The sequence below is a fragment of the Deferribacter abyssi genome (genome assembly GCF_049472655.1).
Lineage (GTDB): Bacteria > Chrysiogenota > Deferribacteres > Deferribacterales > Deferribacteraceae > Deferribacter > Deferribacter abyssi.
In genome coordinates, this window is record NZ_JAQNCS010000008.1 from 72,044 (window position 1) to 98,244 (window position 26,201).

Annotated in this window: 26 protein-coding genes and 1 tRNA gene; 3 read left to right on the top strand and 24 right to left on the bottom strand. The window is 31.3% G+C overall.

Annotated elements, in window-relative coordinates:
• Positions 1–38: 38 nt before the first annotated feature.
• The 8 genes from OWK30_RS06020 to OWK30_RS06055 form a co-directional block, all read right to left on the bottom strand.
• The gene (locus OWK30_RS06020) at positions 39–1,028 is read right to left on the bottom strand and encodes a 2-hydroxyacyl-CoA dehydratase family protein (RefSeq protein ID WP_423324553.1); all 990 of its coding nucleotides are present in this window, start codon (positions 1,026–1,028) and stop codon (positions 39–41) included.
• The gene (locus tag OWK30_RS06025; protein WP_423324555.1) at positions 1,025–1,324 is read right to left on the bottom strand and encodes a hypothetical protein; all 300 of its coding nucleotides are present in this window, start codon (positions 1,322–1,324) and stop codon (positions 1,025–1,027) included. The genes OWK30_RS06020 and OWK30_RS06025 overlap by 4 nt, the downstream gene beginning before the upstream one ends.
• A gap of 4 nt (positions 1,325–1,328) precedes the next feature.
• Positions 1,329–2,768 (bottom strand): RtcB family protein, encoded by a 1,440-nt coding sequence (locus OWK30_RS06030; protein ID WP_423324557.1) that lies wholly within the window; start codon positions 2,766–2,768, stop codon positions 1,329–1,331.
• A gap of 107 nt (positions 2,769–2,875) precedes the next feature.
• On the bottom strand, positions 2,876–3,502 hold the full coding sequence (locus tag OWK30_RS06035; RefSeq protein WP_423324559.1) for a uracil-DNA glycosylase: 627 nt from the start codon (positions 3,500–3,502) through the stop codon (positions 2,876–2,878).
• On the bottom strand, positions 3,492–4,682 hold the full coding sequence (gene coaBC, locus OWK30_RS06040; protein WP_423324561.1) for a bifunctional phosphopantothenoylcysteine decarboxylase/phosphopantothenate--cysteine ligase CoaBC: 1,191 nt from the start codon (positions 4,680–4,682) through the stop codon (positions 3,492–3,494). Before coaBC ends, OWK30_RS06035 begins: the two co-directional genes overlap by 11 nt.
• A complete protein-coding gene (gene rpoZ / locus OWK30_RS06045) occupies positions 4,675–4,890 on the bottom strand; it encodes a DNA-directed RNA polymerase subunit omega (RefSeq protein ID WP_423324563.1) in 216 nt (71 codons plus the stop codon). Before rpoZ ends, coaBC begins: the two co-directional genes overlap by 8 nt.
• A gap of 1 nt (position 4,891) precedes the next feature.
• Positions 4,892–5,503, bottom strand: coding sequence for a guanylate kinase (gene gmk, locus OWK30_RS06050; RefSeq protein WP_423324571.1), 612 nt, complete (start codon positions 5,501–5,503; stop codon positions 4,892–4,894).
• Positions 5,496–6,365, bottom strand: a complete 870-nt coding sequence (locus tag OWK30_RS06055; protein WP_423324573.1) for a YicC/YloC family endoribonuclease — start codon at positions 6,363–6,365, stop codon at positions 5,496–5,498. Before OWK30_RS06055 ends, gmk begins: the two co-directional genes overlap by 8 nt.
• 94 nt (positions 6,366–6,459) lie before the next feature.
• Between OWK30_RS06055 and OWK30_RS06060 the strand changes: the two genes are divergently transcribed.
• Genes OWK30_RS06060 through OWK30_RS06070 form a run of 3 tightly spaced genes read left to right on the top strand, consistent with a single transcriptional unit; the run spans position 6,460 to position 8,030 of the window.
• A complete protein-coding gene (locus tag OWK30_RS06060; protein ID WP_423324575.1) occupies positions 6,460–7,215 on the top strand; it encodes a slipin family protein in 756 nt (251 codons plus the stop codon).
• A complete protein-coding gene (locus OWK30_RS06065; RefSeq protein WP_423324576.1) occupies positions 7,208–7,813 on the top strand; it encodes an epoxyqueuosine reductase QueH in 606 nt (201 codons plus the stop codon). Before OWK30_RS06060 ends, OWK30_RS06065 begins: the two co-directional genes overlap by 8 nt.
• Positions 7,797–8,030 (top strand): DUF2905 domain-containing protein, encoded by a 234-nt coding sequence (locus tag OWK30_RS06070; RefSeq protein WP_423324578.1) that lies wholly within the window; start codon positions 7,797–7,799, stop codon positions 8,028–8,030. Before OWK30_RS06065 ends, OWK30_RS06070 begins: the two co-directional genes overlap by 17 nt.
• 64 nt (positions 8,031–8,094) lie before the next feature.
• Here OWK30_RS06070 and OWK30_RS06075 read toward each other — a convergent pair whose 3' ends face one another.
• The 16 genes from OWK30_RS06075 to OWK30_RS06150 all read right to left on the bottom strand — a co-directional run bounded on the left by OWK30_RS06075 (position 8,095) and on the right by OWK30_RS06150 (position 26,094).
• Positions 8,095–8,298, bottom strand: coding sequence for a cold shock domain-containing protein (locus tag OWK30_RS06075; protein WP_149266525.1), 204 nt, complete (start codon positions 8,296–8,298; stop codon positions 8,095–8,097).
• A 100-nt stretch (positions 8,299–8,398) separates the two neighbouring features.
• Positions 8,399–8,471, bottom strand: a tRNA-Thr gene (locus tag OWK30_RS06080).
• A 45-nt stretch (positions 8,472–8,516) separates the two neighbouring features.
• The gene (rnr, locus tag OWK30_RS06085) at positions 8,517–10,592 is read right to left on the bottom strand and encodes a ribonuclease R (protein ID WP_423324581.1); all 2,076 of its coding nucleotides are present in this window, start codon (positions 10,590–10,592) and stop codon (positions 8,517–8,519) included.
• Entirely contained in the window at positions 10,585–11,976 is a 1,392-nt protein-coding gene (locus OWK30_RS06090) for a sigma-54-dependent transcriptional regulator (protein WP_423324583.1), read from the bottom strand. The genes rnr and OWK30_RS06090 overlap by 8 nt, the downstream gene beginning before the upstream one ends.
• A gap of 108 nt (positions 11,977–12,084) precedes the next feature.
• Positions 12,085–13,011 (bottom strand): two-component system sensor histidine kinase NtrB, encoded by a 927-nt coding sequence (locus OWK30_RS06095; RefSeq protein WP_423324584.1) that lies wholly within the window; start codon positions 13,009–13,011, stop codon positions 12,085–12,087.
• A gap of 3 nt (positions 13,012–13,014) precedes the next feature.
• Complete coding sequence (locus OWK30_RS06100; RefSeq protein WP_423324586.1) at positions 13,015–15,252, bottom strand: penicillin-binding protein 1A; 2,238 nt, start codon at positions 15,250–15,252, stop codon at positions 13,015–13,017.
• Positions 15,236–15,436: a hypothetical protein gene (locus tag OWK30_RS06105; protein ID WP_423324588.1), complete on the bottom strand. Its 201-nt coding sequence runs from the start codon at positions 15,434–15,436 to the stop codon at positions 15,236–15,238. The genes OWK30_RS06100 and OWK30_RS06105 overlap by 17 nt, the downstream gene beginning before the upstream one ends.
• Before the next feature lie 54 nt (positions 15,437–15,490).
• Positions 15,491–17,470 (bottom strand): excinuclease ABC subunit UvrB, encoded by a 1,980-nt coding sequence (uvrB, locus tag OWK30_RS06110; RefSeq protein WP_423324625.1) that lies wholly within the window; start codon positions 17,468–17,470, stop codon positions 15,491–15,493.
• Between the two features lie 98 nt (positions 17,471–17,568).
• Positions 17,569–18,366 carry a formate dehydrogenase accessory sulfurtransferase FdhD gene (gene fdhD, locus OWK30_RS06115; protein WP_423324590.1) on the bottom strand — a complete coding sequence of 266 codons (798 nt, stop codon included), beginning with the start codon at positions 18,364–18,366 and terminating at the stop codon, positions 17,569–17,571.
• Positions 18,320–18,928, bottom strand: a complete 609-nt coding sequence (gene mobA, locus OWK30_RS06120) for a molybdenum cofactor guanylyltransferase (protein WP_423324592.1) — start codon at positions 18,926–18,928, stop codon at positions 18,320–18,322. Before mobA ends, fdhD begins: the two co-directional genes overlap by 47 nt.
• 294 nt (positions 18,929–19,222) lie before the next feature.
• On the bottom strand, positions 19,223–20,137 hold the full coding sequence (locus OWK30_RS06125; RefSeq protein ID WP_423324594.1) for a formate dehydrogenase subunit gamma: 915 nt from the start codon (positions 20,135–20,137) through the stop codon (positions 19,223–19,225).
• A 39-nt stretch (positions 20,138–20,176) separates the two neighbouring features.
• Positions 20,177–20,764, bottom strand: coding sequence for a formate dehydrogenase FDH3 subunit beta (gene fdh3B, locus OWK30_RS06130; protein ID WP_423324596.1), 588 nt, complete (start codon positions 20,762–20,764; stop codon positions 20,177–20,179).
• Positions 20,765–20,776: 12 nt separating this feature from the next.
• Positions 20,777–23,560 carry a formate dehydrogenase subunit alpha gene (locus tag OWK30_RS06135; protein ID WP_423324598.1) on the bottom strand — a complete coding sequence of 928 codons (2,784 nt, stop codon included), beginning with the start codon at positions 23,558–23,560 and terminating at the stop codon, positions 20,777–20,779.
• Positions 23,561–23,570: 10 nt separating this feature from the next.
• Complete coding sequence (locus tag OWK30_RS06140) at positions 23,571–23,753, bottom strand: twin-arginine translocation signal domain-containing protein (protein WP_423324600.1); 183 nt, start codon at positions 23,751–23,753, stop codon at positions 23,571–23,573.
• 12 nt (positions 23,754–23,765) lie between these two features.
• Positions 23,766–24,380 carry a TorD/DmsD family molecular chaperone gene (locus tag OWK30_RS06145; RefSeq protein ID WP_423324602.1) on the bottom strand — a complete coding sequence of 205 codons (615 nt, stop codon included), beginning with the start codon at positions 24,378–24,380 and terminating at the stop codon, positions 23,766–23,768.
• Entirely contained in the window at positions 24,373–26,094 is a 1,722-nt protein-coding gene (locus tag OWK30_RS06150) for a 4Fe-4S binding protein (protein ID WP_423324604.1), read from the bottom strand. Before OWK30_RS06150 ends, OWK30_RS06145 begins: the two co-directional genes overlap by 8 nt.
• Positions 26,095–26,201 lie beyond the last annotated feature (107 nt).

The following is a 26,201-nucleotide window of genomic DNA, read 5'->3' on the forward strand; positions in this document are numbered from 1 at the left end:
ATTTCGTTATTAGAAAATATTGAACTTATCCACACACATCACATTTTTTTCCCAATTAACATTTCAATAAAAGATTCCAGTCTTATTTTCGTCCTTGCATCAATTGACTCAGGATCATTACCTTCTATAGTTATAATAGGAATATCTAGCTCTTTTTTGAAAATTACGTCTTGTATCTGCCTATAGCAAAACGATTGTACATAGTGAATAATACCATCTATTTCTCTATTAACAATCTCTTTTTTAATATCTGTAAGACGATAAGTTATATCGTAGGGATAAGTATATCTTACAAATCGTTCTATATAATCATATTCGAGATATGGGATAGAAAATTGTCTTTGTACCTCGTTAAAAACCACAGCACAATCTCTCTCTTCTACAAATTGGTATATATCAGAAAAAATGGTGGGAACTCCAATAAACCCTAATCTAATTTTTGCATCTTTTCTTTTCCTTTTTTTCACTTCATCAAGAAACTGTTTTAATTCTTTTTCAAACTTAATATAATCAGAATTAAAGTCGGTAGAAGACACAAGCCATAAGTGGTTTTCAAGACCACTTACATAACCTTCCACAGTCAACTTATCAAGTAACATCAATTTTTCGCGAATAGTGTCGATTTTGCTAATAGTTTTTTCAAGCATCATCCAATCAATGTCAAAGTGTAACATTAAGTTCTCAATCTGTTGTTTTAAAAAACCATGCTTTTCTTTTTCTCCATAAGGATACGCAAAGGACAAAACTGATATCCCATTGTCCCTAAAGATTTCCATCAAAGCATGAGTATTTGAACAATCCCCCTCCACAACACCGATTACTTCATCAACACTTTTATTCATCACAGCTGCATATATACCCTTAATCCAACTACAAGTATTTCTAGGTAATCCATCTTCTTCAGCTTTTTCAATATAAGTATAAGGATTTTTAGAAGTTATAAAAATATTATTCAAATCTACAGGCAGACAATTACCAGCAATAATAACTTCAACAGGAATTGTAGTAGTAAAACCAACTTTTTTCACGAAAGTGAAAACTCTATATATCTTTTTATTTCTTTATGAAGCCCTTTTCTGTTTTGAAAAAGAATATTGTTTTTTTCAAAAAACAAATCCATCTCATAAAAATCCACAATTGCAAACTCTACTCCATCATCTGTCAATATCTTTAGCACTTTTGTGAAACTATTTTCTTTAATAATCTTACCAGTACACATTCTTCTTCTTTTGAGAAATGTAATCTCAACAACATTATCATCTTCCCTGCTAAAAGAAACATCTTCAAATCTCATATCATCAAAAACAGCCATCCATTTTTCCATTTATTCACCCTTTTACCACACAAAGCGGTCTTAACTTTAATACTTTTCTAGCAATATTCAATTTATCTACTACATCAACAACATCTGAAACATCTTTATATGCTTCAGGCATTTCCTCTTTTAATGTTTTCTTACCTCTACTGAGAACAATAATACCTTTTGATTTCAATTCTGCAGCAATATTCCTATTTTTAGCCTTTTTTATTGCCTTATACCTGCTAAGAACTCTTCCTGCACCATGACAAGCAGAGTTAAAACTTAATTCCTCAGCTTTGTCTCCACCAACAAGTAAATAAGAATATCTCCCCATATCACCAGGAATTATTACGGGCTGACCAGTATCTTTATACTTTTCAGATAATTCTTCATGATTAGGTGGTAAAGCCCTAGTAGCACCTTTTCTATGAACAGCTAATAATTTCTCTTTACCATCTATTTTATATCGCTCAAACTTTACTATATTATGAGCGACATCATATATTAAGCGTGGATTTAAAGTTTTTTTAGATATTTTTAACACATCTATAATCGTTTCAACTGCAAGATGCATCAATATTTGTCTATTTGCCCATGCAAAATTTGCAGCACATGATAAAGCTGCAAGATACTTAGTTCCCTCAGGAGATTTCACAGGAGCACACGCAAGTTGCTTATCCGGAACTTGTATCCCATATTTCAATAATGATTTTTCAAAAATTCCTAAAAAGTCTGTACAAACTTGATGTCCTAATCCTCTTGATCCTGAATGTATAAGTAAAGTAAGCTGATTTTTAAATAATCCCCATTTCTCAGCTATTTTATTATCCAAAACTGTATCAACACATCCGATTTCCACAAAATGATTACCACTCCCAAGAGTACCAAGCTGATCATAGCCGCGTTCATAAGCTTTATTTGATACGGATTCTGGATCTGCACCGGCAAGAAAGCCATACGATTCTGTAGCTTCTAAATCGTTTTCATTACCAAAACCATTCTCTACCGCCCACCTAGCACCTTTTTTCAAAACCTCTTTCAACTCCTGTTTTTTAACTTTAATTTTTCCTCCCTCACCAACACCACAAGGAATATTTTCATAAAGTTTTTTGGCTAAAAACTCCAAATCCGAGCTCACCTCATCAATACTGATATTAAATACAATGAGCCTTACCCCACAGTTAATATCAAACCCTACTCCTCCAGGCGTAATAACACCATCATTAACGTCTGTAGCCACAACTCCACCAATAGGCAAGCCGTACCCGTAATGAATATCTGGCATTGCTATGGATGCTTTCTGAATACCAGGCAATGTAGCTGCATTTGCTACTTGTTGGAGAACACCTTCTTCTTCAATAAACTTAACCATATCTTCAGATGCAAAAACAAGTCCAGGAACTCTCATACCCAAAACTTTATCAACAGGAATCTCATATATGAAATTTTCTCTTCTGACCAATTTCATAGTATCAATAATCTAAACATTTCAATAAAATTTTCAATTAAAATATTTTAGAAATAATGAATAAATGTATATATGATATTACAAATACAACGCAAATTTAGTATTTTTTACAACTTACCAAGGAGCTTCATAACCTTTTGTAGATCTTCCCATGCCAATTTTTTCATTTTCGGGTTTCTCAAAAGATATGCAGGATGAAAAGTAGGCATCACTTTTATCCCTCTAAAATCCCTAAATTCTCCACGAACTTTACTTATTGCTTTAGTTGTATTCAAAAGAGAACTTACCGCTATACTCCCAAGACATACAATCACTTTTGGTGAAATAATTTCAACCTGTTTGTGCAAATATGGAATACATGTGGTTATCTCATCCTGAAAAGGAGCTCTATTATTAGGAGGCCTACACTTTACAATATTCGCAATATATACTTCACTTCTTTTAAACTTCATAGCTTCTATCATTTTTGTTAAAAGCTGACCTGCTCTACCTACAAAAGGCCTGCCCTGCTTATCTTCTTCTGCACCAGGACCTTCTCCAATAAACATTAATTCTGCTTTAGGATTCCCCTCTCCAAACACAATGTTTGTACGTCCTTTAGCAAGCCTACATTTTTCACAATTTTTAACATTTCTTTCATAAAGATGATAAAGCTCATCTTCACAATAATAATCTTTTTTTAACAAAATCTCTTCTATACCAAAAACTTCTGATAAATAACCATTATCCTTCATTCTTATCTCTGTATATATAAACTGCTTTATCTACAATAACCTTTGCAATTTCAGCCTTTGCTTTTTTAGCAACAAATATCTTTTCCCCACTTTTAAAAAATATATTTATTTCATTATAATCAGACTCAAAACCTATATCATTCCTTGACACATCATTAACTACAATCATATCAAGATTTTTATTTTCAAGTTTATTAATTGCATTTTTCTCAATATCATGTGTTTCAGCAGCAAAACCAACAACAACTTGATGCTCTTTTTTTATCTTCGATACCTCTGAAAGAATATCTATGTTTTTTATCAACTCAATCTTAAAAGTCTCTAAATTCTTTTTTATTTTTTGAGTTGCAATTTCTTTTACTCTATAATCTGCAACAGCTGCTGCCATAAGCAAAATATCACAACTCTCAAAGTAGGATAATACTGCATCTAGCATATCATTAGCACTCTTGACATTAATAACATTAAACCCACTCAAATCAAGACATGTGTCACCAGCAATAACTAATACTTCTCCACCTTGTTCCTTAATGTATTTGGCTAAATGATATCCCATTTTACCACTTGATCTATTTGTAATAAATCTTACTGGATCAATATCTTCCTTTGTTGGACCAAGAGTTACAAGAAATTTTAACCCTTTAAACTTTTCTTCTACTACAATAGTATAAATTTCTTCTGGCTCAATAAGTCTTCCTTTCCCTTCTGTTTGACAAGCAAGCTCTCCCTCTACTGGCTCAATAATATTGTATCCCACTTCTTTAAGCTTTTTAATATTTTTTTGAACAAAATGGTTGTCATACATATTACTATTCATGGAAGGAAAAATATAAACAGGTTTATCTTTCACTACAAGCATAGCCGAAGTTACAAGGTTATCAGCAATTCCATTTGCAATTTTAGATAAAGTATTTGCACTACAAGGTGCAATAATAATTTTATCTGCCCAATTTATTAAATCAATATGGTCTATAGAATCTGGTTCAACATCAGCCAAAAAATCATCAATATACACTCTGTTTTTAGTTAAACTCTCAAAAGTTAATGGAGTGATAAATTTTGTAGCGTTCACGGTCATAGCAACTTTTACATTATGACCGTTCTTAATTAAAAGCCTACAAAGCGTAGGTATTTTGTAAGCAGCAATACCACCTGTTACACAAATTAAAAAATTACTCATTATTCTCTTCTTCAAAATCTATTTTATTTTCAATAAGCTCAGCCAACGCAATTGTAGTATTTTTATAATATCCTTCAACCTGAGGGGGAAGAGTATCCTCTTTTTTTTCATAAAGCTCTCTTGCCCTTTGACTTGATATAATTGACAACTTAAATCTACTTGCTATATCATCTCTTTTTATTGCTTTCACGATATTTAAAAATGCCATATTAAACCTCCAAATCTATAATTTTTTCTATATCATCTATATCCCTAGTTTTTAGATGCTCAGCCTTATAAATTGCATCAAGCTCCTCAAACGCTACATTTAAAAACCTATTTATAATCAAATAATCATACATTTTAAAGAACTTAATCTCTTTAAGGGCATTTTTCAATCTCAAATTAATTTTCTCCATACTTTCAGTCCTTCGATTTATTAGCCTATTCCTTAATTCTTTTAAACTAGGAGCAATAATAAAAATAAAAATGGCATCATTAAATTTACTTTTTATCTGTCTGGCTCCCTGAGGATCAATATCCAAAATTACATCAAAACCATCCTTTATAAAATTTTCTATAACCTTTTTCGATGTACCATAATAATTTCCATGCACTACAGCCCATTCTAGAAATTCTCCACTATCAACCATTTTCTTAAATTCTTTTTCATCAATAAAAAAGTAGTCCTCACCATTCACTTCTCCAACCCGTGGTTCCCTAGTAGTAAAAGAAATTGAATACCGCAATCTTTTTGGATATTTTGCGAGCAACTTGTTACATAAAGATGTTTTACCTGCACCACTTGGGGCACTAATTACAAAAAGCTTACCTTTATACAAGATTCTGCACCTGCTCTCTTATTTTGTCAATTTCCACTTTTCCTTTAATAACATTATTCTTTATATCTGACAACAAAGCTTTTGAGCCAATAGTATTAAATTCTCTATGCAATTCTTGAGCTAAGAAATCAAGTTTTTTACCAACTTCATCTTCAGAATCTAAAACACTTTTAATCTGATTTAAATGAGAATAAATCCTTACTATTTCTTCATTGATATCAGATCGTTCAGCCATAAGAGCAACTTCTTGCATTAACCTATCTTCATCAACATCTATCTCCAAATCTTTTAATCTCTCAACAATTCTTTTATATTGAACATCAAAGTTTTGGTTTGCTTTTTCCTCAATTTTTTTTACAATAGATTTAATTTCACTAGTATTTTTTAATATATCCTTCTTAAGAGATTCTCCTTCAATCCCCCTCATTTTATCGACCTTAACAAGACACTCTTTTATTCCTTTGATTATTAGATTCCCTATTTCACTATATAATTCCTCTTGATCTTCATAGTTTATAACATCCTGAAATTTTAAAATATGATCTATTCTAATATCATCTATAATTTCACTCTCCATCTGAAGTTGTCTCAAAATTGATATATAAGAAGAAAGTAAATTTCTATTTAAAACAGGAATATTAATCACTTTCTTAGGATTTATTTCTATATAAACATCTACTTTACCCCTCTTTAAAGCTTCTTTAACTAAATTTCTCAAAGTTATTTCAATAAACATATACTGACGAGGAATTCGCATGTTTATATCACAAAACTTACTGTTTAAAGTTCTAATCTCCACTTTCACATCACATAAATCATCACTAACTAAAACTTTACCGTAACCAGTCATGCTTTTTACCATTCTTTACTCCTAAACTAAAAAAACTCTTTTTATTTATAATCAATTTTTATATATTAAGTGTGAATATATAATGGATAAATATTCGGAGGTCAATATGTTTAACCTAATAACTGTAATATTTATATTGATTATTTTATTAATTGCAAACACAATAAAAATCTTAAAAGAATATGAAAGAGGTGTTGTTTTTAGATTGGGTAGATTTGTTAGCGTTAGAGGTCCAGGTTTAATAATTCTTATACCACTTATTGAAAAAATGGTAAAAATAAATCTTAGAACATTTGTAATGGATGTACCTCCACAAGATGTCATTACTAAAGACAATGTTTCAGTTAAAGTAAATGCTGTAGTTTATTTTAGAGTTTTACACCCCGAAAAAGCTGTCTTAGAAGTAGAAGATTTTTACTATGCCACTAGTCAAATCTCACAAACTACACTCAGAAGTATATTAGGACAATTTGAACTTGATGATTTATTATCCAACAGAGAAAAAATTAACATTGAGCTCCAATCTGTAATAGATAAACATACCGACCCTTGGGGAGTAAAAGTTAGTGCCGTAGAAATAAAACATATAGATTTACCACAAGAAATGCAAAGAGCAATGGCAAGACAGGCAGAAGCAGAAAGAGAAAGAAGGGCAAAAATCATTCATGCAGATGGTGAACTTCAATCTGCTGAAAGGTTAACTCAGGCAAGTGAAATAATGGCCAGAAGCCCTGTTACTCTCCAACTTAGGTACTTACAAACCTTAAATGAAATTGCTTCAGAAAAAAATTCAACAATTCTGTTTCCCATACCCATGGATATTATAAAACCTTTTTTAAAAATAAAGGATATAGATGAATAAAATGAAACTGCTTCTACATCAATGTTGTGCTCCCTGTTCAATATATCCTTTGAAAATTTTAAAAAATAATCATTTTGAAATATATGGTTTTTTTTATAATCCAAATATTCATCCCGTAGAAGAATTTTACAAAAGACTCGAAAATGTTTGGTATTTTAACAGTATCGAAGGAATTAAAACTATAGTAGATGAAACATATGGATTAAAAGAGTTTGCGCAAAATGTAGTATATAGAGAATCAAAAAGATGCAATTACTGTTATTATATGAGAATTGAAAAGACTGTTAAAATAGCTAAAAATGGTAATTTCGACGCATTTACCACCACACTTTTATACAGTAAATATCAAAATCACCAACTGATTATAGATATCTGTGAAAATTTATCTTATAAATATAAAATAGATTTTTTTTACTATGACTTTAGAGAAGGATGGAATGAAGGAATCGAAAAATCTAAAGAATTAAAACTTTACAGACAACAGTATTGTGGATGTATCTACAGTGAAGAAGAAAGGTATAAAAAACAACTCTCTAGAAGATTTAATAAATTAAAAGAAATACAATCAAGTGAGGTGAACAATGAACCCATTAAGTGAGCTTGGTAAAAGCTTGCTAATTTTTGGTATTATTTTTATAATAATTGGTATTATTCTTATTTTTTCCAACAAAATACCAGGATTTTTTAACCTTGGAAGATTACCAGGTGATATTTATTACAAAAAAGGTAATTTTACATTTTACTTTCCAATTGTTACTTCAATAATAATTAGTGTTATCTTAACATTAATTTTAAATATCTTTTTCAGAAAATAGACACAAAAAAACCCGGCATCACATAAGTGATACCGGGTGTAATACTCAACCTACCTTATGTTGCTTATATTTTTACAACATTGGAGGCCTGTGGACCTTTAGGCCCTTCAACGATGTCAAACTGAACTTGATCACCTTCTTTAAGGCTTTTAAACCCGTCCATTTTAATAGCTGTGAAATGGACAAACACATCGTTACCTTCGGAGCTGGTAATAAAACCATACCCCTTAGAGTCGTTAAACCACTTAACTGTTCCTGTCTTACTCATAAACTCACCTCAAAAATTTGTTACAGAGCATAGCGCTCATGTATGTAGACTAGCAGGTTAAGGATAGTAAGTCAAATATTATTTTAGTTTTTGTAAAAAAAGCTGGTAGCCGGACTTGAACCGGCGACCTACGGATTACGAATCCGTTGCTCTACCGACTGAGCTATACCAGCAACTTTTTTATTATATAATTGACTCAACTTTTCTTGACAAGTCATTTATTCGGCCAAAATAAAATCAACTTCAAGATAATCAAAATTGACTTTATCAACTTTTACTTTAACAAAATCTCCTACTCTGTATTTCCTACCAGACACTTTACCAAAAATTGTATTTGTATCTATATCAACAACATAATAATCATTATCCAAAGAAGAAATATGTATAAACCCTGTTAATAAAAGCTTTTCAATAAAAACAAAAAAACCGTTTGAAGAAATACGATTTATAAAAGCATCAAAAACTTTATCCCTATTTTCAAGTAAAAATTTAAGTTTTTTATACTGATGAATCTCTCTTTCAGCACTTTCAGCATTTTGCTCCATTTTAGAGCAATGCTCAGCTGCCTTATTTAAATATTCCTTATTTAGTTTGTAATCATATTTAAATAACAACGTTTTTAAAATTCTATGAACAAGCAAATCAGGATACCTTCTGATAGGGCTTGTAAAATGAGTATATGACTCAGATGCTAATCCAAAATGTCCTATATTATCTATAGAATAAACAGCTTTCTGCATTGTCCTAACGAGCATAGAACCTAGCACATATCCATATTTTGACTCATTTACCATTCCTGCAATCTTTTGAACTGATTCTGGAGTTATTTCATCAGGAGTCAACACATCAACACCAAAAAAGTGACACATTTTAATAAACTCTTTTATCTTTTTAGCATCTGGATAATCATGCACTCTAAACACTGAAACATCAACATGTTTTTCCAAATATTCAGCAACAACTTCGTTAGCTTCTATCATAAAGTTTTCTATGATTCTGTGAGAAAATTTGCGTTCAAAAGGAATAATATCTATCAAATCACCATCATCATCAAATACAAAAGTGGCTTCAGGTAAATCAAAATCTATCATTCCTATTCTTTTTCTTTTTCTTATCAATTTATCTGTCAATTCTTTGCTAACTTCCACAAGATACTTTAACTTTTTATCATCGGTCTCTTCTTTTCCTTCAATTAAATCATTTACATAATCATAAGTTAATCTATAATTACTTTTAATAACAGACTGATAAAATGACGTTTTTTTCCTATTCCCTTCACTATCATATTCAATTTTTACAGTCATAGTAAGACGCTTTACATTAGGCATTAATGAACACTGTTCATTAGAAAGTTTTTCTGGCAACATTGGTATCGCAAATTCAGGGAAATAAACACTTGTGCCTCTATTGTAAGCTTCTTTATCAATATTTGTCCCAGGCCTTACATAATGAGCTACATCAGCAATATGAACATAAAGGATATAACCATCATCTATCTTCTCAATCGATATCGCATCGTCAAAATCTCTAGCATCTTCACCATCAATTGTAACAGTAAAAAGCTTTGTAAAATCTGTGCGCTCTCCTGCATTTTTAAAATAAAAATCTGCCGTTTCTTTCACCTCTCTTTTAACACTTTTAGGAAAACTTATATGTAAATCATATTTAGCCAATACTATTTTATTCTCAATCCCTTTATCATACAAATTCCCAAGTACTTTCTTGATTTTACCTTCGGGATTCTTACCTTTATCTGGATACTTTATTATCTCACAAATTACTACATCATCATCTTTCAATTTCTTGGCGTATTTATTTGGGATATAAATATCATAAAAAAACTTCTTTTCATAAGGTATCACATATGCAAAATATTTAGATTTTTCAATTCTACCAACAACTCTTTTAAATCCTCTCTCGATAACTTTAACTACATGAGCCTCTTTTTTTCCCCTAAATTCTATTATTTTTGCAGTAACTTTATCTCCATGAACTGCACCATTAAGTTTCTTAGGTGGAATAAACACATCTTCAAGCTCTTTATCCTCTGGTAATAAAAAAGCATAACCATCAGGATGACCATCAATTGTTCCAATTATAAGGTCTAATACCTCACAAGGAGCATATTTGCCATTTTTAAATTTGATTATTTTACCTTCTATTATAAGGGTTCTAAGTATCTTCCGTAAAACTTTTTTCTCTACCCCTGCCATATATAAGATTTGATTAAAATTGAGAGGTTTTGCAGATTTTTTCAAAATTTCAATTATTTCATTTTTAATTATCTCATTCAATTCCGTAATCCTTAATTTTTTTTCTTAAAGTATTTCTATTAATACCCAATAATTGCGCTGCAGCTGATTTATTATTACCTGTTTTTTCAAGAGCTGCTTCTATAAGTGGCCTTTCAACTATTTTAACATATTCTTCATAAACAGTATGTCCATTTATTCTATCTTCACCTGATATAAGTTTCATAGCTAATTCATATAGCTCTTTTTTTATAGAGTTACCAGAGAATGAATTTTTTAATAAAATTTTCTCAGGCATATCAGATATATCAATAACATCCCCACCTGCCTGAACAATCATATGCTGTATAACGTTTTCAAGCTCTCTTATATTACCAGGCCAGTGATAAGCAATCAGTTTTTCTAAAGCTCTATTACTAACACTTAATTGCCTATTTTTGATATATTCATATTTTTGAAGAAAATAACTGACAAGTATAGGTATATCCTCTTTTCTCTCCCTCAGAGGTGGCAACTCTATATTTATCACATTTAATCTATAATATAAATCCTCTCTAAATTTCCCTTTTTCTATCAATTCATCAAGGTTTTTATTTGTAGCAGCAATAACCCTTACATCTAACTTTATAGGTTTGTTTGAGCCAAGTCTTGTAATCTCTCTTTCTTGCAAAACTCTTAAAAGTTTAACCTGTAAATTCATATCCATCTCAGAAATTTCATCTAAAAATATTGTGCCATGATTAGCTTCTTCAAATTTTCCAGCTTTGTCATTATTTGCTCCAGTAAAAGCACCTTTTACATGTCCAAAAAGCTCGCTTTCGATCAATTCCTGAGGTATAGCAGCCATGTTTATGGCAACAAACGGTTTATTTGCACGAATACTCCTTTTATGTATCAATCTTGCTATCACCTCTTTACCTGTCCCCGTCTCTCCAGTAATTAAAATATTGATATTCGAGGTAGACACTTTCCCTATCAGCTTATATATCTCTAGCATCTTTTTAGATTTTGATTGATAATCATACTCCACAGAAGGATAAGTTATGTCACATTTTTGAAAATTTAGCGTATTTATAATCTTTTCCTTTAACTCATCTAGTTCAAAGGGCTTTGAAATAAAATCAACAGCTCCAGCTTTCATTGACTCTATAACCGATGTACTCGAGTCTTGAGCAGTAATCACAATAAATTTCGTATCATATTTATCTTTCCATCTTTCAATTAAATTTAAACCATGTTCATTTTCAAGGAATAAATCAATCAAACAAACATCAATATTAGTATCATTCATAAATCGTTCTGCTTGCAATGAGTCTCTTGCACAAAATACATTAAAATCATCTTGTAAAGACTCATTTAATAACCATAAAATATGCTCTTCATCATCAATAATTAAAATATTACCTATCTTATCCAAATTAATCACCCAATAATCTCATCATATATAAAATTAATCGTCATAAATAATATATAAATCTAATATATCATTCCTAATTAGTAAAAAAATTCAGGTTAAAAAAGCACTATTTTTAAACTATGCTATATAAGGTAAATATATATTAAAAACTGTACCCTTTCCCAATTCACTAGATACTTCAATCTTACCTTTATGAGCTGTAATTATTTCTTTTGCTATTGAAAGTCCTAATCCCATACCCTTATTTTTTGTAGTATAAAAAGGTTTAAAAATATTGTCTAACACCTGCGGCTCCATTCCACCAGCTGAATCGATTATAATAATTTTTACCATAGGATACAACTTGTTTTTTACAGAATCCTGAAATTTTATAGTAGGATCAATATGGATAAGCAAAACAATATCTCCCTTTTTCTGAGCCTCACAACAATTTTTTACAATATTCTGTAGTGCAACATATATTTTTTGATAATCAAAGTAAAATTCTGACACTGAAGGATCAATTTCTACTTTAAAATTTATATCTGCAAAAAGCATTGACATTGAATCAATAAGCTTCTTTATAAGTTCATTCATATTATTTTTAGAAAAATCTACATTTAAATCAGAAAATACTCTTAAATTTTGTACAAATTCATGGAGTCTTAAACACTCTCTCTTTATCACTTCAGCACATTTTATAACAAAATCATCATTACTTTTTTTCATCATTAATTGAATTGTTCCGTCAATAATTGTAAGAGGGTTTTTAAGTTCATGTTGCAAAAGCCCCATGTCAAAAAAAACACTAATATCAAGATAATCTAAAGGTAAAAAAAACACAGAAAAAACATTACCAGAACAATGGGCTTTATATGTGTAATAACTATTTTGTATAGCAATCAATTTTTTATTTTCTTTTATTTTATTAAGCAGGAAATTACCAACGTCTTTTACTCCAGATAAAGACAATTTGTTTAAAATTTGTTCACCATCATTATTAAAATCAATAATACTTCCCTCTTTATTTATTTTAATGTAAGGAAACAAATCTACAACATTCATCGATTATTGTATTTCTATGAAATCTTTAGAACTATTATCAAAAAATGGTTCAAAAGAAAACTCAGTAGAATAACTATCAGTAATTTTGTGAGTATTTAAATCTACCTTATAATATGTAACATCAATAGACACTGGGAACTCCTTAAATGGTAAAAAATCTACAATTGATTTTGTAAAAGATACAAAGGCTGGTAGAGCTGCTCTTGAACCAGTCTCGAGTCTTCCAATAGGTTTAAAATTATCAAAACCTGTCCAGACTCCAGTTATAATATTTGGCATAACACCTATAAACCATGCATCTCGATATTCATTTGTTGTTCCTGTTTTTCCACCAATTATACGAGGAATAACTTTTGCTCTCCTTCCTGTACCATTTTCTACAACATTTATTAAAATATCCGACATGATATGTGCTGTAGATGGTTCTAATACCTTAACTTTGTCTGGAGGAAATTCTTCCACTAAAACTCCACTATTACTGTCAACTATCATCTTAACAAAATAAGGTTGAGCTCTTAATCCAAGGTTAGCAAAAGTAGAATAAGCATACACCATTTCCATGAGTGAAATCGAACCAGAACCGATACTAATAGATAAATCATTCTCTAATGGAGAAGTTATTCCAAACTTTTTTGCATAAGCTTTTATAGTCTTTACACCTAATCTTTCCGCAAGTTTAATTGTCACTACATTTCTAGAGTGTGTTAAAGCATCTTTTAAAGATGTATAGCCATAAAATTCTTCCTCAAAATTTTCAGGTTTCCAGTAACCCTTATTCTTCCCCTTACTCAAAATAACAGGAGCATCATAAATTAAAGTGTTAATATTATATCCATTTTCAATTGCAGCAGAATAAACAATTGGTTTAAAAAGACTCCCCACTTGCCTTTTAGCCTGAATTACTCTATTAAACATACTTCTATTATAAGAAAAGCCACCAACCATAGCATAAATTGCACCATTTTCAGGTGAAATAGAAAGCAATGCACCTTCTGTCTTAGGAAGCTGAGTGAGGTAAAATCTGTTTTTAGACCTCTTTACCAAAATAACATCATTTTCTCTTAAAATTTTTCTAAAATCATCCAAATATCTCAAGTTAGAGCCAAAAGGTTTTGCCCATTTGTTATATTTGAGATTTAATACTTCATTATTACCGTCAACATCCAATAAAACTTTGAATCTGTCTACTTTTTTAACTACAGCAAAATCAAAACCAAGCTCATTTATAAAATGATAAGTCTTCTTTAATTTTTTATAATCTATATCTGTTAAATTCCCTAAAGGCCCAAAATAACCTTGCCTTTTAGAAAGATTCAGAAGATTTTGTCGAACAGATTTTTCAGCAGCTAGTTGGAAATCCAAATTTAATGTTGTAAATACCTTATAACCTTTATCTTTTATATCTAACCCATACTTCTTCTTGATATACTGAATAACAAAATCCACAAAGTATTCCGCATGTTTTATCATCCTTGGTGGTTTTTGTACAATTTTTATAGGTTTTTCAGAAAACTCTTTATATTGCAGTTCGTTTATGTAGCCTTCTTCAAACATCCTATACAAAACATGATTTCTTCGCTTCAATGCTTTATCAGGATTAATATGAGGTGCATAAAGACCTGGAGCTTTTGGTAAGCCTGCGATAAGAGCTGCTTCATCAATATTCAACTCATTGACATGTTTATTAAAATAAACCCTTGCCGCTGCCTCAACACCATAAGCACCTCTTCCAAAATACACCTGATTCAAATACATCTCTAAAATTTTATCTTTTGTCAGATAATTATCTAATTTATAAGCAAGAATAGCTTCTTTTACCTTTCTTTTCAATTTTCTTTCTGGTGTTAGATAAAGGACCTTCACAAGCTGCTGAGTTAAAGTAGATCCACCTTCTACAATCCTACCAGCACGAATGTTCTTAATAAAAGCTCTCACTATACCTAAAAAATCCACCCCGCCATGTTCATAAAATCTGCTATCTTCTACTGCTATAACAGCATTTTTTAAATATTCAGGTACAACTGATAGTGGAACCGGATATCTACGTTCTGTACCAATTTCAGCTATAGTTCTGTTTTTAATATCAAGAATTATACTAGGCTGTTTATAATTAAAGCTTTTAAGCTCTTTTATGGATGGTAACTCACTATTGAGCTTGTAAATATATACAAAAAATACCGATGTTACTAAAAATACAAATATTAAAAGTGCTAAAAAAGCGTATTTAAAAAATTTCTTCATAACTTTCCACTGTAAAGATTCTACCTTCTTTCGTCGACACTATATTAATATCTTTTTGCAATACTCTTTTATTATAGTTATCATTCACAATAGCTGTAAACACTCTATTTCTAACATCAAATGAAATCTCTTTTACATCCTGCAACCCGGCAAGATATCCCAAGATAGCATCAGGACACCCCATTCAAAGAAAACCACCTTTTATACCCATTCCATCAACAGTAAATTTAATTTTTTTTCACTTCAATACTCCTTTATATTCAAATAAAATATCTCTAATTTTCGCAGCCCTTTCAAACTCATAATTTTCTGCTGCTTTATACATTGCTTTTTCCAATGTTTCAATGTCTTTCTCTTTATCACCAGTAAGAATTACTCCAAGATCATCATCCATGTCCACTGTGTAATAATCCTTTTCATAAATGCTTTCAAGGATATTATGGATTTTACTTTTAATTGATTCAGGAGTAATACCATGCTTTTTATTATACTCCAATTGGATTTTTCTTCTTCTCTCTGTTTCTTCAATAGCTTTTTTCATAGAATTAGTTATTTTATCAGCATAAAAAATAGCCCTTCCATTCACATTTCTTGCAGCTCTTCCTATTGTTTGAATTAAAGATTTTTCAGATCTTAAAAAACCCTCTTTATCTGCATCCAAAATTGCAATCAAACTAACCTCGGGGATATCTAACCCCTCACGAAGTAAATTTATACCTACAAGCACATCAAACTTACCAAGCCTCAAATCTCTTATAATTTTTATGCGCTCTATGGTATCTATTTCACTATGCATATACTCTACCCTTATTCCAAGCTCTTTGTAATAAGAGGTCAAATCCTCAGCCATCCTTTTTGTTAGCGTCGTAACAAGAACCTTCTCACCATTTTTTACAGTTTCCAGTATCTCATTATATAAGTCATCAACTTGATTTCTTGCAGGCCTAATTTTAATTTTTGGATCTATTAGACCTGTTGGTCTAACCACTTGTTCAACAACAATTCCTTTGCTATCCTCAATTTCAAACTCTCCAGGAGTTGCACTTACGTATAACACCTTACCAACCTTTTGATAAAACTCTTCAAATGTTAAAGGTCTATTATCCAATGCCGCAGGCAATCTAAAACCATATTCCACCAAATTCATCTTCCTTGACCTGTCACCATGATACATTCCTCTTATTTGTGGTATAGTTATGTGAGATTCATCAATTATCACCAAAGCATCTTCAGGGAGATAACTCAACAGAGTTGGAGGAGTCTCACCTGGTTTTCTACCTTCAAAATATCTTGAATAGTTCTCAATCCCTTTGCAATGCCCAGTCTCCTTCAACATTTCAATATCATGCATAGTCCTCTGAGTTAATCGCTGAGCTTCCAAAAGCTTCCCAGTATCCTCAAATTCTTGAACTCTTTTAATCAAATCCATTTTAATCTGTTTTATTGCATCCTCTATAGTAATTTTAGCAGTTACATAGTGAGTATTAGGATAGATTGCAATTTTAGGTCTATTTTTAATTGTCTTACCTGTAACAGGATCAAATTCAGAAATAGCATCTACCTCATCACCAAAAAACTCAATCCTATATGCTAAACTATCTTCATGGGAAGGAAACACTTCAAGAGTATCCCCTTTTAACCTAAAAGTCCCTCTATGAAAATCATACTCATTTCTCTCATACTGTATCTCCACAAGCTTATCAATAACCTCCTCTAGATTAACTTCATCACCAACTTCAAGGCTTACAAGTAAGCCATAGTAAGCCTCAGGTGATCCAAGCCCATAAATACAAGATACACTAGCAACTATAACAACATCTCTTCTCTCTAATAAACTTCTCGTAGCAGAGTGTCTCATCCTATCAATATGTTCATTTATAGAAGAATCCTTCTCTATATATGTATCCGTGGTAGGTATATAAGCTTCTGGCTGGTAATAATCATAATAACTAACAAAGTATTCTACTGCATTTTCTGGAAAAAAACTTTTGAACTCACCAAAAAGCTGAGCAGCAAGAGTTTTATTATGAGAAATTATCAATGTGGGAACATTTAATTCTTTAATTACATTTGCCATAGTAAAGGTTTTACCAGAACCTGTTACACCTAATAAAACCTGCCTATTAATTCCAGCATTAAAATTTTCCACTATCTTTTTTATTGCTTTAGGCTGATCACCTTCAGGTTCATATTCAGAAAAAAGCTTAAACTCCATTATTCCCTTCTTCCAAATAACTTAAAATTTTAAATAACAACTTAATATTGTTTAATATATTTATTTTCTATCACCCATTATTGTTGGACTTTTAAAACCAATCAATTAAAATTTATTCTAAAATCATTGGTAAAAACTGTAAATCCCTTTGTGGATGTTAACCCTATAAGTGTCACATTCGCATCTTTTGCAATATCAATACCCATTTTTGATGGTGCTGTTCTTGAAACTACGATAGGAATTTTTGCTCTAGCACACTTCAACACCATCTCTGATGTTAATCTCCCTGTTGTCAATATAACACCGTCATAACTTCTTTTATTTAACATTATAGCACCAATTGTCTTATCTATAGTATTGTGTCTACCAATATCTTCGCAAGTAAAAACAAAACCATCCTTACCCAAAAAATATGATTTATGCACACACCTTGTATGACTATGAAGATACGATTCTTTTTCAAGCATTTTATACATGTCTATAATTTTATCTGCATCAACTTTGAAATCAGTTTCAATTTTTTCAAACCCATCGTAAGTTTTTTCCAAAACTTTCCCACCACCACATCCAGATGTAACTGTCCATTTGTTCTCAAAAGAAAATTCTTTATATTCTTCCAGAAATACATAAGCATTTTTGTTTTCACACATCCTAAAACTTTTTATATCTTTTGCGCTATCAATAAGTTGAGATGTAAAAAGAAAGCCATAAAAAAACTCTTTCTCATATTCAGGCACAAGCATTACAGATGTAAATTTCTTTCCATTGATAAAAATTCTATAGCTTTCTTCTCTGATTACATACCTTTCACTATTTTGATACGATTTTCTTTCTACATCATATATCTTTGTCTTAAATTCCCAAACCAATTTTTTCGGCAATTTTCTTTGCTTGCTCATAATCATCCTTTGTGTTTATATTTATAAAACTAAACAACCCTTCATCCACCTTTTTGATTTTTTCAACATCATCAAAGTAAAATATGTTCAATTCAGGATAAATATCAAGTAGTCGATATGTACCTTTTTTAAAATAATCCAATAATATATTTAAAATTTTTTTATGATAAAAACCATTAAGTGTATAAATTTTACCATCAATAACCGGCAATAACACATCATAACTATCCAAATCATTATAAAGTAAATTAACAAACTCTATTTTTAAAAGTGGAGAATCAGCTGATGTTATAAAAACCCACTCATTCAACGCATTTTTAAGCGCAGTAATAATCCCCACCAAGGGGCACTGTGCTTCAAACTCATCATTAATAAATCTAACATTTTTTTTAAAATCAAATTTTGAGTTATCTTTACTAATAACCATTACATCACTGCTTATTTTAGACAATTTTATCGAAAGTATCTCAGTAAAAGAATAACCATATAATTTTGCAACTGTCTTATCACTACCAAATCTCCTGCTTTGACCACCAGCTAGAATAGCACATGATATTTCCACTTGCCACCTCTTCAAAGAAATATAGGTAAAATTTTGCGATTTTTCCAGACAAAAAATAATAATATAATAATACCGTTTAAAACATGTTTAAAGTAATAACGTATTATAACAATTTTAGATGTTTAAAATTACTATATCACTTTTATTTAAAATGAAAACAACAGGATATGAATTAATCTATTATTTATAAGAATATCAAACATTAAATACTTTTTTTATAGTGTAATAACTTCAATCCTTATTCTATAAGATTAAGGCGCTTATCGAAAAAGCGCCCAGCACTCTCAGAATATATTATCTACTACACTCCTTACCCGTAATCTTTTTATAATACTTACAGTGCAATACACGAATTTCATCTTCGTGTTTATATCCAGTAATCATGGATTTCAAGGAACCTTTTATAGCAAAAATAGCCATATAAAGATGGACAAAGAACATTGCTACCATTGCCATGCCTAAAATATTATGTATAATTACAAACAATCTCAAATTATCTACATTGGTATCAAAACTAAAAATATAATATCCCGTAAACCCCATTACCATACCACCCAATGTAGCAAGCCAAAACCAACTTTTCTGCCCTGGATTAAACTTACCAACAGGCATTATATTATCAGTTTTTTTACTTAAATAACCACCAAATTTTATAAACCAAGTAATATCACCAGGTGCAATTATCATATCTTTTACCCACATTAAAAACATCAATATTGCAAAAGGAACAAATACTAAAGCAGCAGGTGCATGAAAGTAACGCATAATTCTTACAAATGAACCACCACCAAAAAAACTACCAAATATGATCACCAAACCTGAAATTATCAAAATTGTAAAAGATGCAGCAGTAATCCAATGAACAAGTCTGTTGAACACATTAAAAACAAGAATTTTATCACCTTCGTGACTAAACTCCTTAGGACCAATAATAAGATAATGAAGCAAGAAAATGACTGGGATACCAAATAGCAGCAGTAAATACACTATTTTAAAATACTTTTTTTGTAGTATGGTAAACTTCTGACCAAACTTTTGCCAATTACCCGTAAAAACTTTACTAATCTCATTATAAGATTTTGTAATAGAAACGACACTATAGCTCTGCGTATACTCTAGCTTATATTTTTCATATTCGTGAAAATATGCAAATGAAAAAGACACAATTACAAACAAAAGTATAGCCACAACTACCAATCTATTATACATATCATCACCCTTTAATTGAATAGAGGGGTAACTACCCCTCTATTTTCTCTTGTAAGCTTTATCCCAGCCCCAAGCATTTGCTCCAGAGCCTCTTTTAAAAACACGTTCTCTGTAAATATCTGCCACCTTATCAGCATCACCTGCAAGCAACGCCTTTGTAGCACACATGCCGGCACAAAGTGGAACTTTACCTTCAGCAATCCTGTTTTGACCATACAATCTTTTTTCCTTATCACTAAACGTTTCAGCAGGCCCACCCGCACAGAATGTACATTTATCCATAACTCCTCTTGCACCGAAAGAATTACCTTTAGGAAACTGTGGTGCACCAAAAGGGCATGCAAAAAAGCAATAACCACAACCAATACATACATCTTTATTCACCAATACAATTCCATCTTCTCTCTGATATAGAGCATCTACGGGACAAACTGCTATACAAGGAGCATCTGAACAATGCATACAGGCAACAGACACGCTCTTTTCTCCAGGTTTTCCCTCATTGATAGTAATAACTCTCCTTCTGTTGATTCCTACAGGAACATGATGCCCTTCTTTACAAGCTATAACACAACCGTTGCAATCTATACATCTATCTACATCACATAAAAACCTCATTCTTCCCATAATAAACCTCCACTATGCCTTTTTAATTCGACAAAGACCAGTTTTGGTCTCTTGCATTTGTGTAACAATATCATAACCATAATTAGTAACTACATTTGCAGCTTCACCAAGTGCATAAGGCTGTGTCCCTTCTGGATATTTTCCTGCCCAAGAATCTCCCATAAAGAAACCACCGAAATGAAATGGTAGGAATATAGTCTTTTCATCCACTCTGTCTGTAACCTTCGCCTTCACTTTTATTCTTCCTCCATTTGGAGATTCTATCCATATCATTTCACCATCTCTAATTCCGTAATCATTAGCTGTCTTGAGATTAATTTCAGCAAACATCTCTGGTTGCAATTCAGCAAGATACTTATTACTTCTAGTTTCCGCACCACCACCCATATACTCCACAAGCCTACCTGTTGTAAGTATAAGTGGAAACTCTTTAACCCAATCAAGCTTTTGTTCACTTTTATATTTTGTATAAACTCTGTAATGATCAGGTTTATCGTTATAAGTTGGATATTTCTTAATCATATCGGGATCTGGAGAATGGATAGGCTCTCTATGAACTGGTATTGGGTCAGGGAAATTCCAAACATAGCATCTCGCTCTAGCATTACCAAAAGGAGCCATTCCTCGCTTTATAGCCTCTTTTATCGTTTTTTGACTTAAATCAGTCTTCCAATTTGTACCAGGCACAATACCTTTAAACTCCGGATAACCACCATTTACTTCACTACCAGGATTTGCAACTCCATCAGCTGCAAGTAGGTTCTCCTTTTTTCCATTTGGATATGTATAAGATGTCCCAAATCTAGCCCTAAAAGGTAAACCACCTTTGGCTACAGGTTTTGAAATATCATAGAGAATTGGCGTCCCCGGATGCTCTGTAGTCCAACATGGCCATGGTAAACCATAAAATTCACCATCACATGGACCACCTTTTGCCTGAAGTGTATCAACATCAAATGTATGCCAATAATCTGTATGTTTCTTAATACGTTCAGGAGTTTGACCATTGTAGCCTATGGTAAGAGATCCTTTATTAATCTCTCTTGTTACATCCTCTGGTATTTTCTTAATATTTTTGAAAAACTTATCATAAAAACCGAATCTCTTTACTAACTCCTGCATAATTGTATAATCATCTTTACATTCATATATAGGATCTACTACTTTATATCTCCACTGTATACCTCGTTGGGAATTGGTAATGCTCCCCTCTGTTTCATATTGACTTGAAGAAGGTAACAGATATACATTATCTTTATCACTTGCTACAGCAGTCATAGTTGGGAAAGGATCAATAATTACTACCAAATCAAGCAAATCAAGAGCCTTTTTCAACTTATGGTACTGTGACTGAGAATTTGAAGAACAACCCCAAAATACAACAGCTTTCAAAGGAGTATATTGTGTAATCTTATCTTCTTGTATAACACCCTCATACCACCTACCAAGAGTAAACCCTTTTTTATTCATATATTTTTTATTTTTAAATCTTGACTTAATCCAATCATAATCTACATCCCAAACTCGACACCAGTGTTTCCATGCACCATCAGAGAGACCATAATATGCAGGTAACGAATGGGATAACACACACATGTCTGTAGCACCTTGCACATTATCATGTCCTCTAAAAATATTAGTACCACCACCAGACTTACCCATATTCCCTAAAACTAACTGTAAAATACAGTATGCCCTTGTATTACTACTACCAATAGAATGCTGAGTTCCTCCCATACACCATATAACTGTACCAGGTCTATTATCTGCAATAAGCTTAGCTATTCTAACAACTTCTTTGGCAGGTACACCGGTAACTCTTTCTACCTCTTCAGGGGTATAACGTTTTGCAACTTCTTTTAGCTCTTCAAAACCTGCAACTCTTGTTCTAACAAACTCTTTATCATACCAACCATTCTGAATAATTACATTAATTAGTCCCATTACAAACGCAGTATCCGTACCAGAACGAATCCTTACATAATCAGTAGCTTTAGCAGCAGTCTTTGTAAATCTTGGATCAACTACAATGATTGGTGCATTATTCACTTCTTTTGCATAGAGGATATGTTGCATTGCTACAGGATGTGCTTCAGCAGCATTTGATCCTATCATAAAAACACATTTTGAGTGTCTTATATCATTGATACTATTTGTCATAGCACCATAGCCCCAGGTGTTTGCCACACCAGCAACTGTGGTTGAATGACAAATCCTAGCTTGATGATCTATGTTATTTGTACCCCAAAATGCAGCAAGTTTTCTCTGCAGGTAAGCCATCTCATTAGAAACTTTAGCACTACCAATCCACATTACTGCATCTGGACCATTCTTCTCTCTGATTTCAAGAAGTTTATTTGCAACCTCATCTAAGGCCTGTTTCCAACTTATTTTCTGCCATTTACCATTTACTTTTTTCAAGGGATATTTAAGTCTTTTTGTGCTTGTAACCATATCAATGGCACCAGCCCCCTTACAACAATGTGCACCCCTTGAAATCGGATGATCCTGAGCTATTTCCTGCCTTACCCAAACACCGTTTTGAACCTCAGCATAAACACCACATCCTACAGCACAATGAGTACAAATAGTCTTAACTATTTTAGAATTAGGATAAGGATTTTTAGTTGCATTTGCTTTTTTTACAAAAGTTGGAGATAAAGACATACCAGCAAAAGCAGCTGTTGTTGCAGTTAGTTTTAAAAATGTCCTTCTAGCAATTTGAGGATTTTTATCCACAGTTATGAGATTTCCTGAACTAGTACTTTTAACAGATTTTAGTTTTTTTGCAGCCATCTGAACCTCCTTAGCTTCTCAAAGATTCATAATACTTTTTAAAATGTTCGGTTTCACGATATAATATTTCAGAACTGTTTTCTTGAATTTCTTTCGCAACAACCTTTTTTCCTTTTAAAGTTGCCATCACTCCCATCGTAGTTATAGCACCTAATTTCAAAAAATCCCTTCTACTAGTTTTCTTAGAAGTCATAAACACCTCCATTTAAATAACTTCATTTAAAAAACTTTTTTCCAAATTAGTTAAAAAATCTAAATACATACCACAGCAAGCATAAAAATATGCTGTTTCATGACTCTTGAGAGCCTTAGAAAACTTATCAAAAAAAGGTTCAAGAAATGTATCAAAATAGTCTTTTTGAACATTATACCCATATTTTGCTTCATCATTTTTCATATTTTTTATCATGTAAATCATCACATCAGACATAAAAACAACAGAATCTTCTGGTTCTTTCAAAGTATCATCCTTTGCAATCCCTTTATCCCAAATAAACCCCCTTAAACTAACAAGAGTTTCACCAAAATTTTTACCATCAAGATAATAAGAAGCATTAAGATTTATTAGATTATCATTAAACGGATTAACAAAAAGTTCATAATACTCATTTTTAAGCTTATCAAGATTATAGTTTTTAAAAACCTCTAAGAAATATGAAAGCATACTCTCATATTGTTCACTTATCTCAAGATTATCTTTTTTTAGCTTATCAAAAATGGCAAACCATTCTGAATAAATCTTCTCATCAGGTTCATTTGCAAAAAAAGACTTCAACAGATCATATAAAAAAACCCTTGTATTATCTATTTCATTAGACATCTTTCTCCTCTCCAAAAAGCATTTTCACTCGGCACGTTTCACAATAGTCTAAATACTTTCCTTTTGACTCAAATAAACCTGCTAGAGATAATTTATTTTTAACAGCACTATAACTTTTCTTGTTTCCAAAAATTTTACCACACATAGGACAAACCATGGGTTCGTCTTTATTCAAAGTGCTTAATTCAAAAAAATCATCCGCCAACAATAAACCTGGAGCAACTTCAATAGCTTCTTCAGGACACACATTTTCACATATTCTACACTGAATACAGATAGCTGGATTGTGATTCAAACTAAAATCCGTATCTTTAGCTAAGAATGCACCTATCTTGCAGTGATTTACACACGCAAGACATAGTGTGCATTTATCTTTATCTAACAATACGTTGCCAAATATATCTAATATATTGTCTTTTAATAAAATATTTCTTTTTTCAGAGTTTTCATAAAGAAACCTTATTATTGAAGCAAGCTTTTTCCTTCTACTACTAAAACTAAAATTATCATATTTAGTTTTTAAAGGGTTTTCATAATTATCTTCAGAAAAATCACTATATTTTTCAACAAATTCAATAAAAGGATAAGAACCAAAAAGAAATCTTATAAATGAATTTACAAACTTCACTTCATTTTTATCAACAAGCTTATCATTAAGTAAATATAACTTTGCTACACCAATAGAAAACAAAAAGAGATAATGCATAACATTTAAAAACTTTGGATCAACAGGCACTGGAAAACTATTTTTAAAATTTTTATTGTAATTACTCCACAAAAATTTCCTTATATTATCATCATCACCCAGCAAAAGTGCCACATCTTTTGGCAATTGCAAAATCTGAAAATACCTTACAAATACCTCATCGGTTAAATATCCATTTTGCATAGCTCCAGTAGGACAAACGGATATACACCCACCACAACCTACACATAAAAGATGGTTGATTTTTATACCGTTATCATCAACATATAATGCGCCGTGTTTACATGTCTGCAAACATCGTTCGCAACCAATATTTAGCTTTGGAGAAAACTGACAAACTTTATTTTCATGAATAACCAGTTCTTCAACCTGATACTCACCTACCTTCTCAAATATCTTAATGATATCGTCAGCACTAAATAATAAAACCCCTTGATCTGCAAACTGATCCTTCAAATCATTATTATCAGTAACAATAAAAGAAGTATTTATACTCAATTCTCTTATTTGTTTGATATGTATAGAATCAAACTCACAAACTTTTTCACATTCACCACAAAAGGTACATTTTGAAAAGTCTATATTTAAATCTAAATCAATGCATTGCTCGGGACATACCAAATAGCATTTCCCGCACCATACACATTTATCTAGATTTATTGGAGAAAAAATCTTAACATTAACAACATATTCAGGAAATCTACCAGTAATTTCAAAATCACTTGATGTATAAAAATCATTCATCACCTTTTCTGATATATATATCAAAAAAACATTAAAAACCCCGTCATATATATCCTCAAATCTCTTTAAAAAAGCATCATCATCTGACAAAACCACAACATCAGGTTTCACCCTACAACTATAAGTTTTGACGTTTCTGTTTTCTTCTTTCAAAGCTTCAGCCGATTTTAACAAATCGAGATAATTTAGCTGATTAGAGTTAATTTCAAAATTACAAAAATTATAACTAGTTTCTATATTATTATAACGTTTTATATTTCTCATATATAAATATTATAGCATTAACAAAATAATGTCAACAATTATTTTATAATAAAGACATTTCTTTAATACTGTAAACAGTGAATACACAATGAAAACTTGCTCATAAC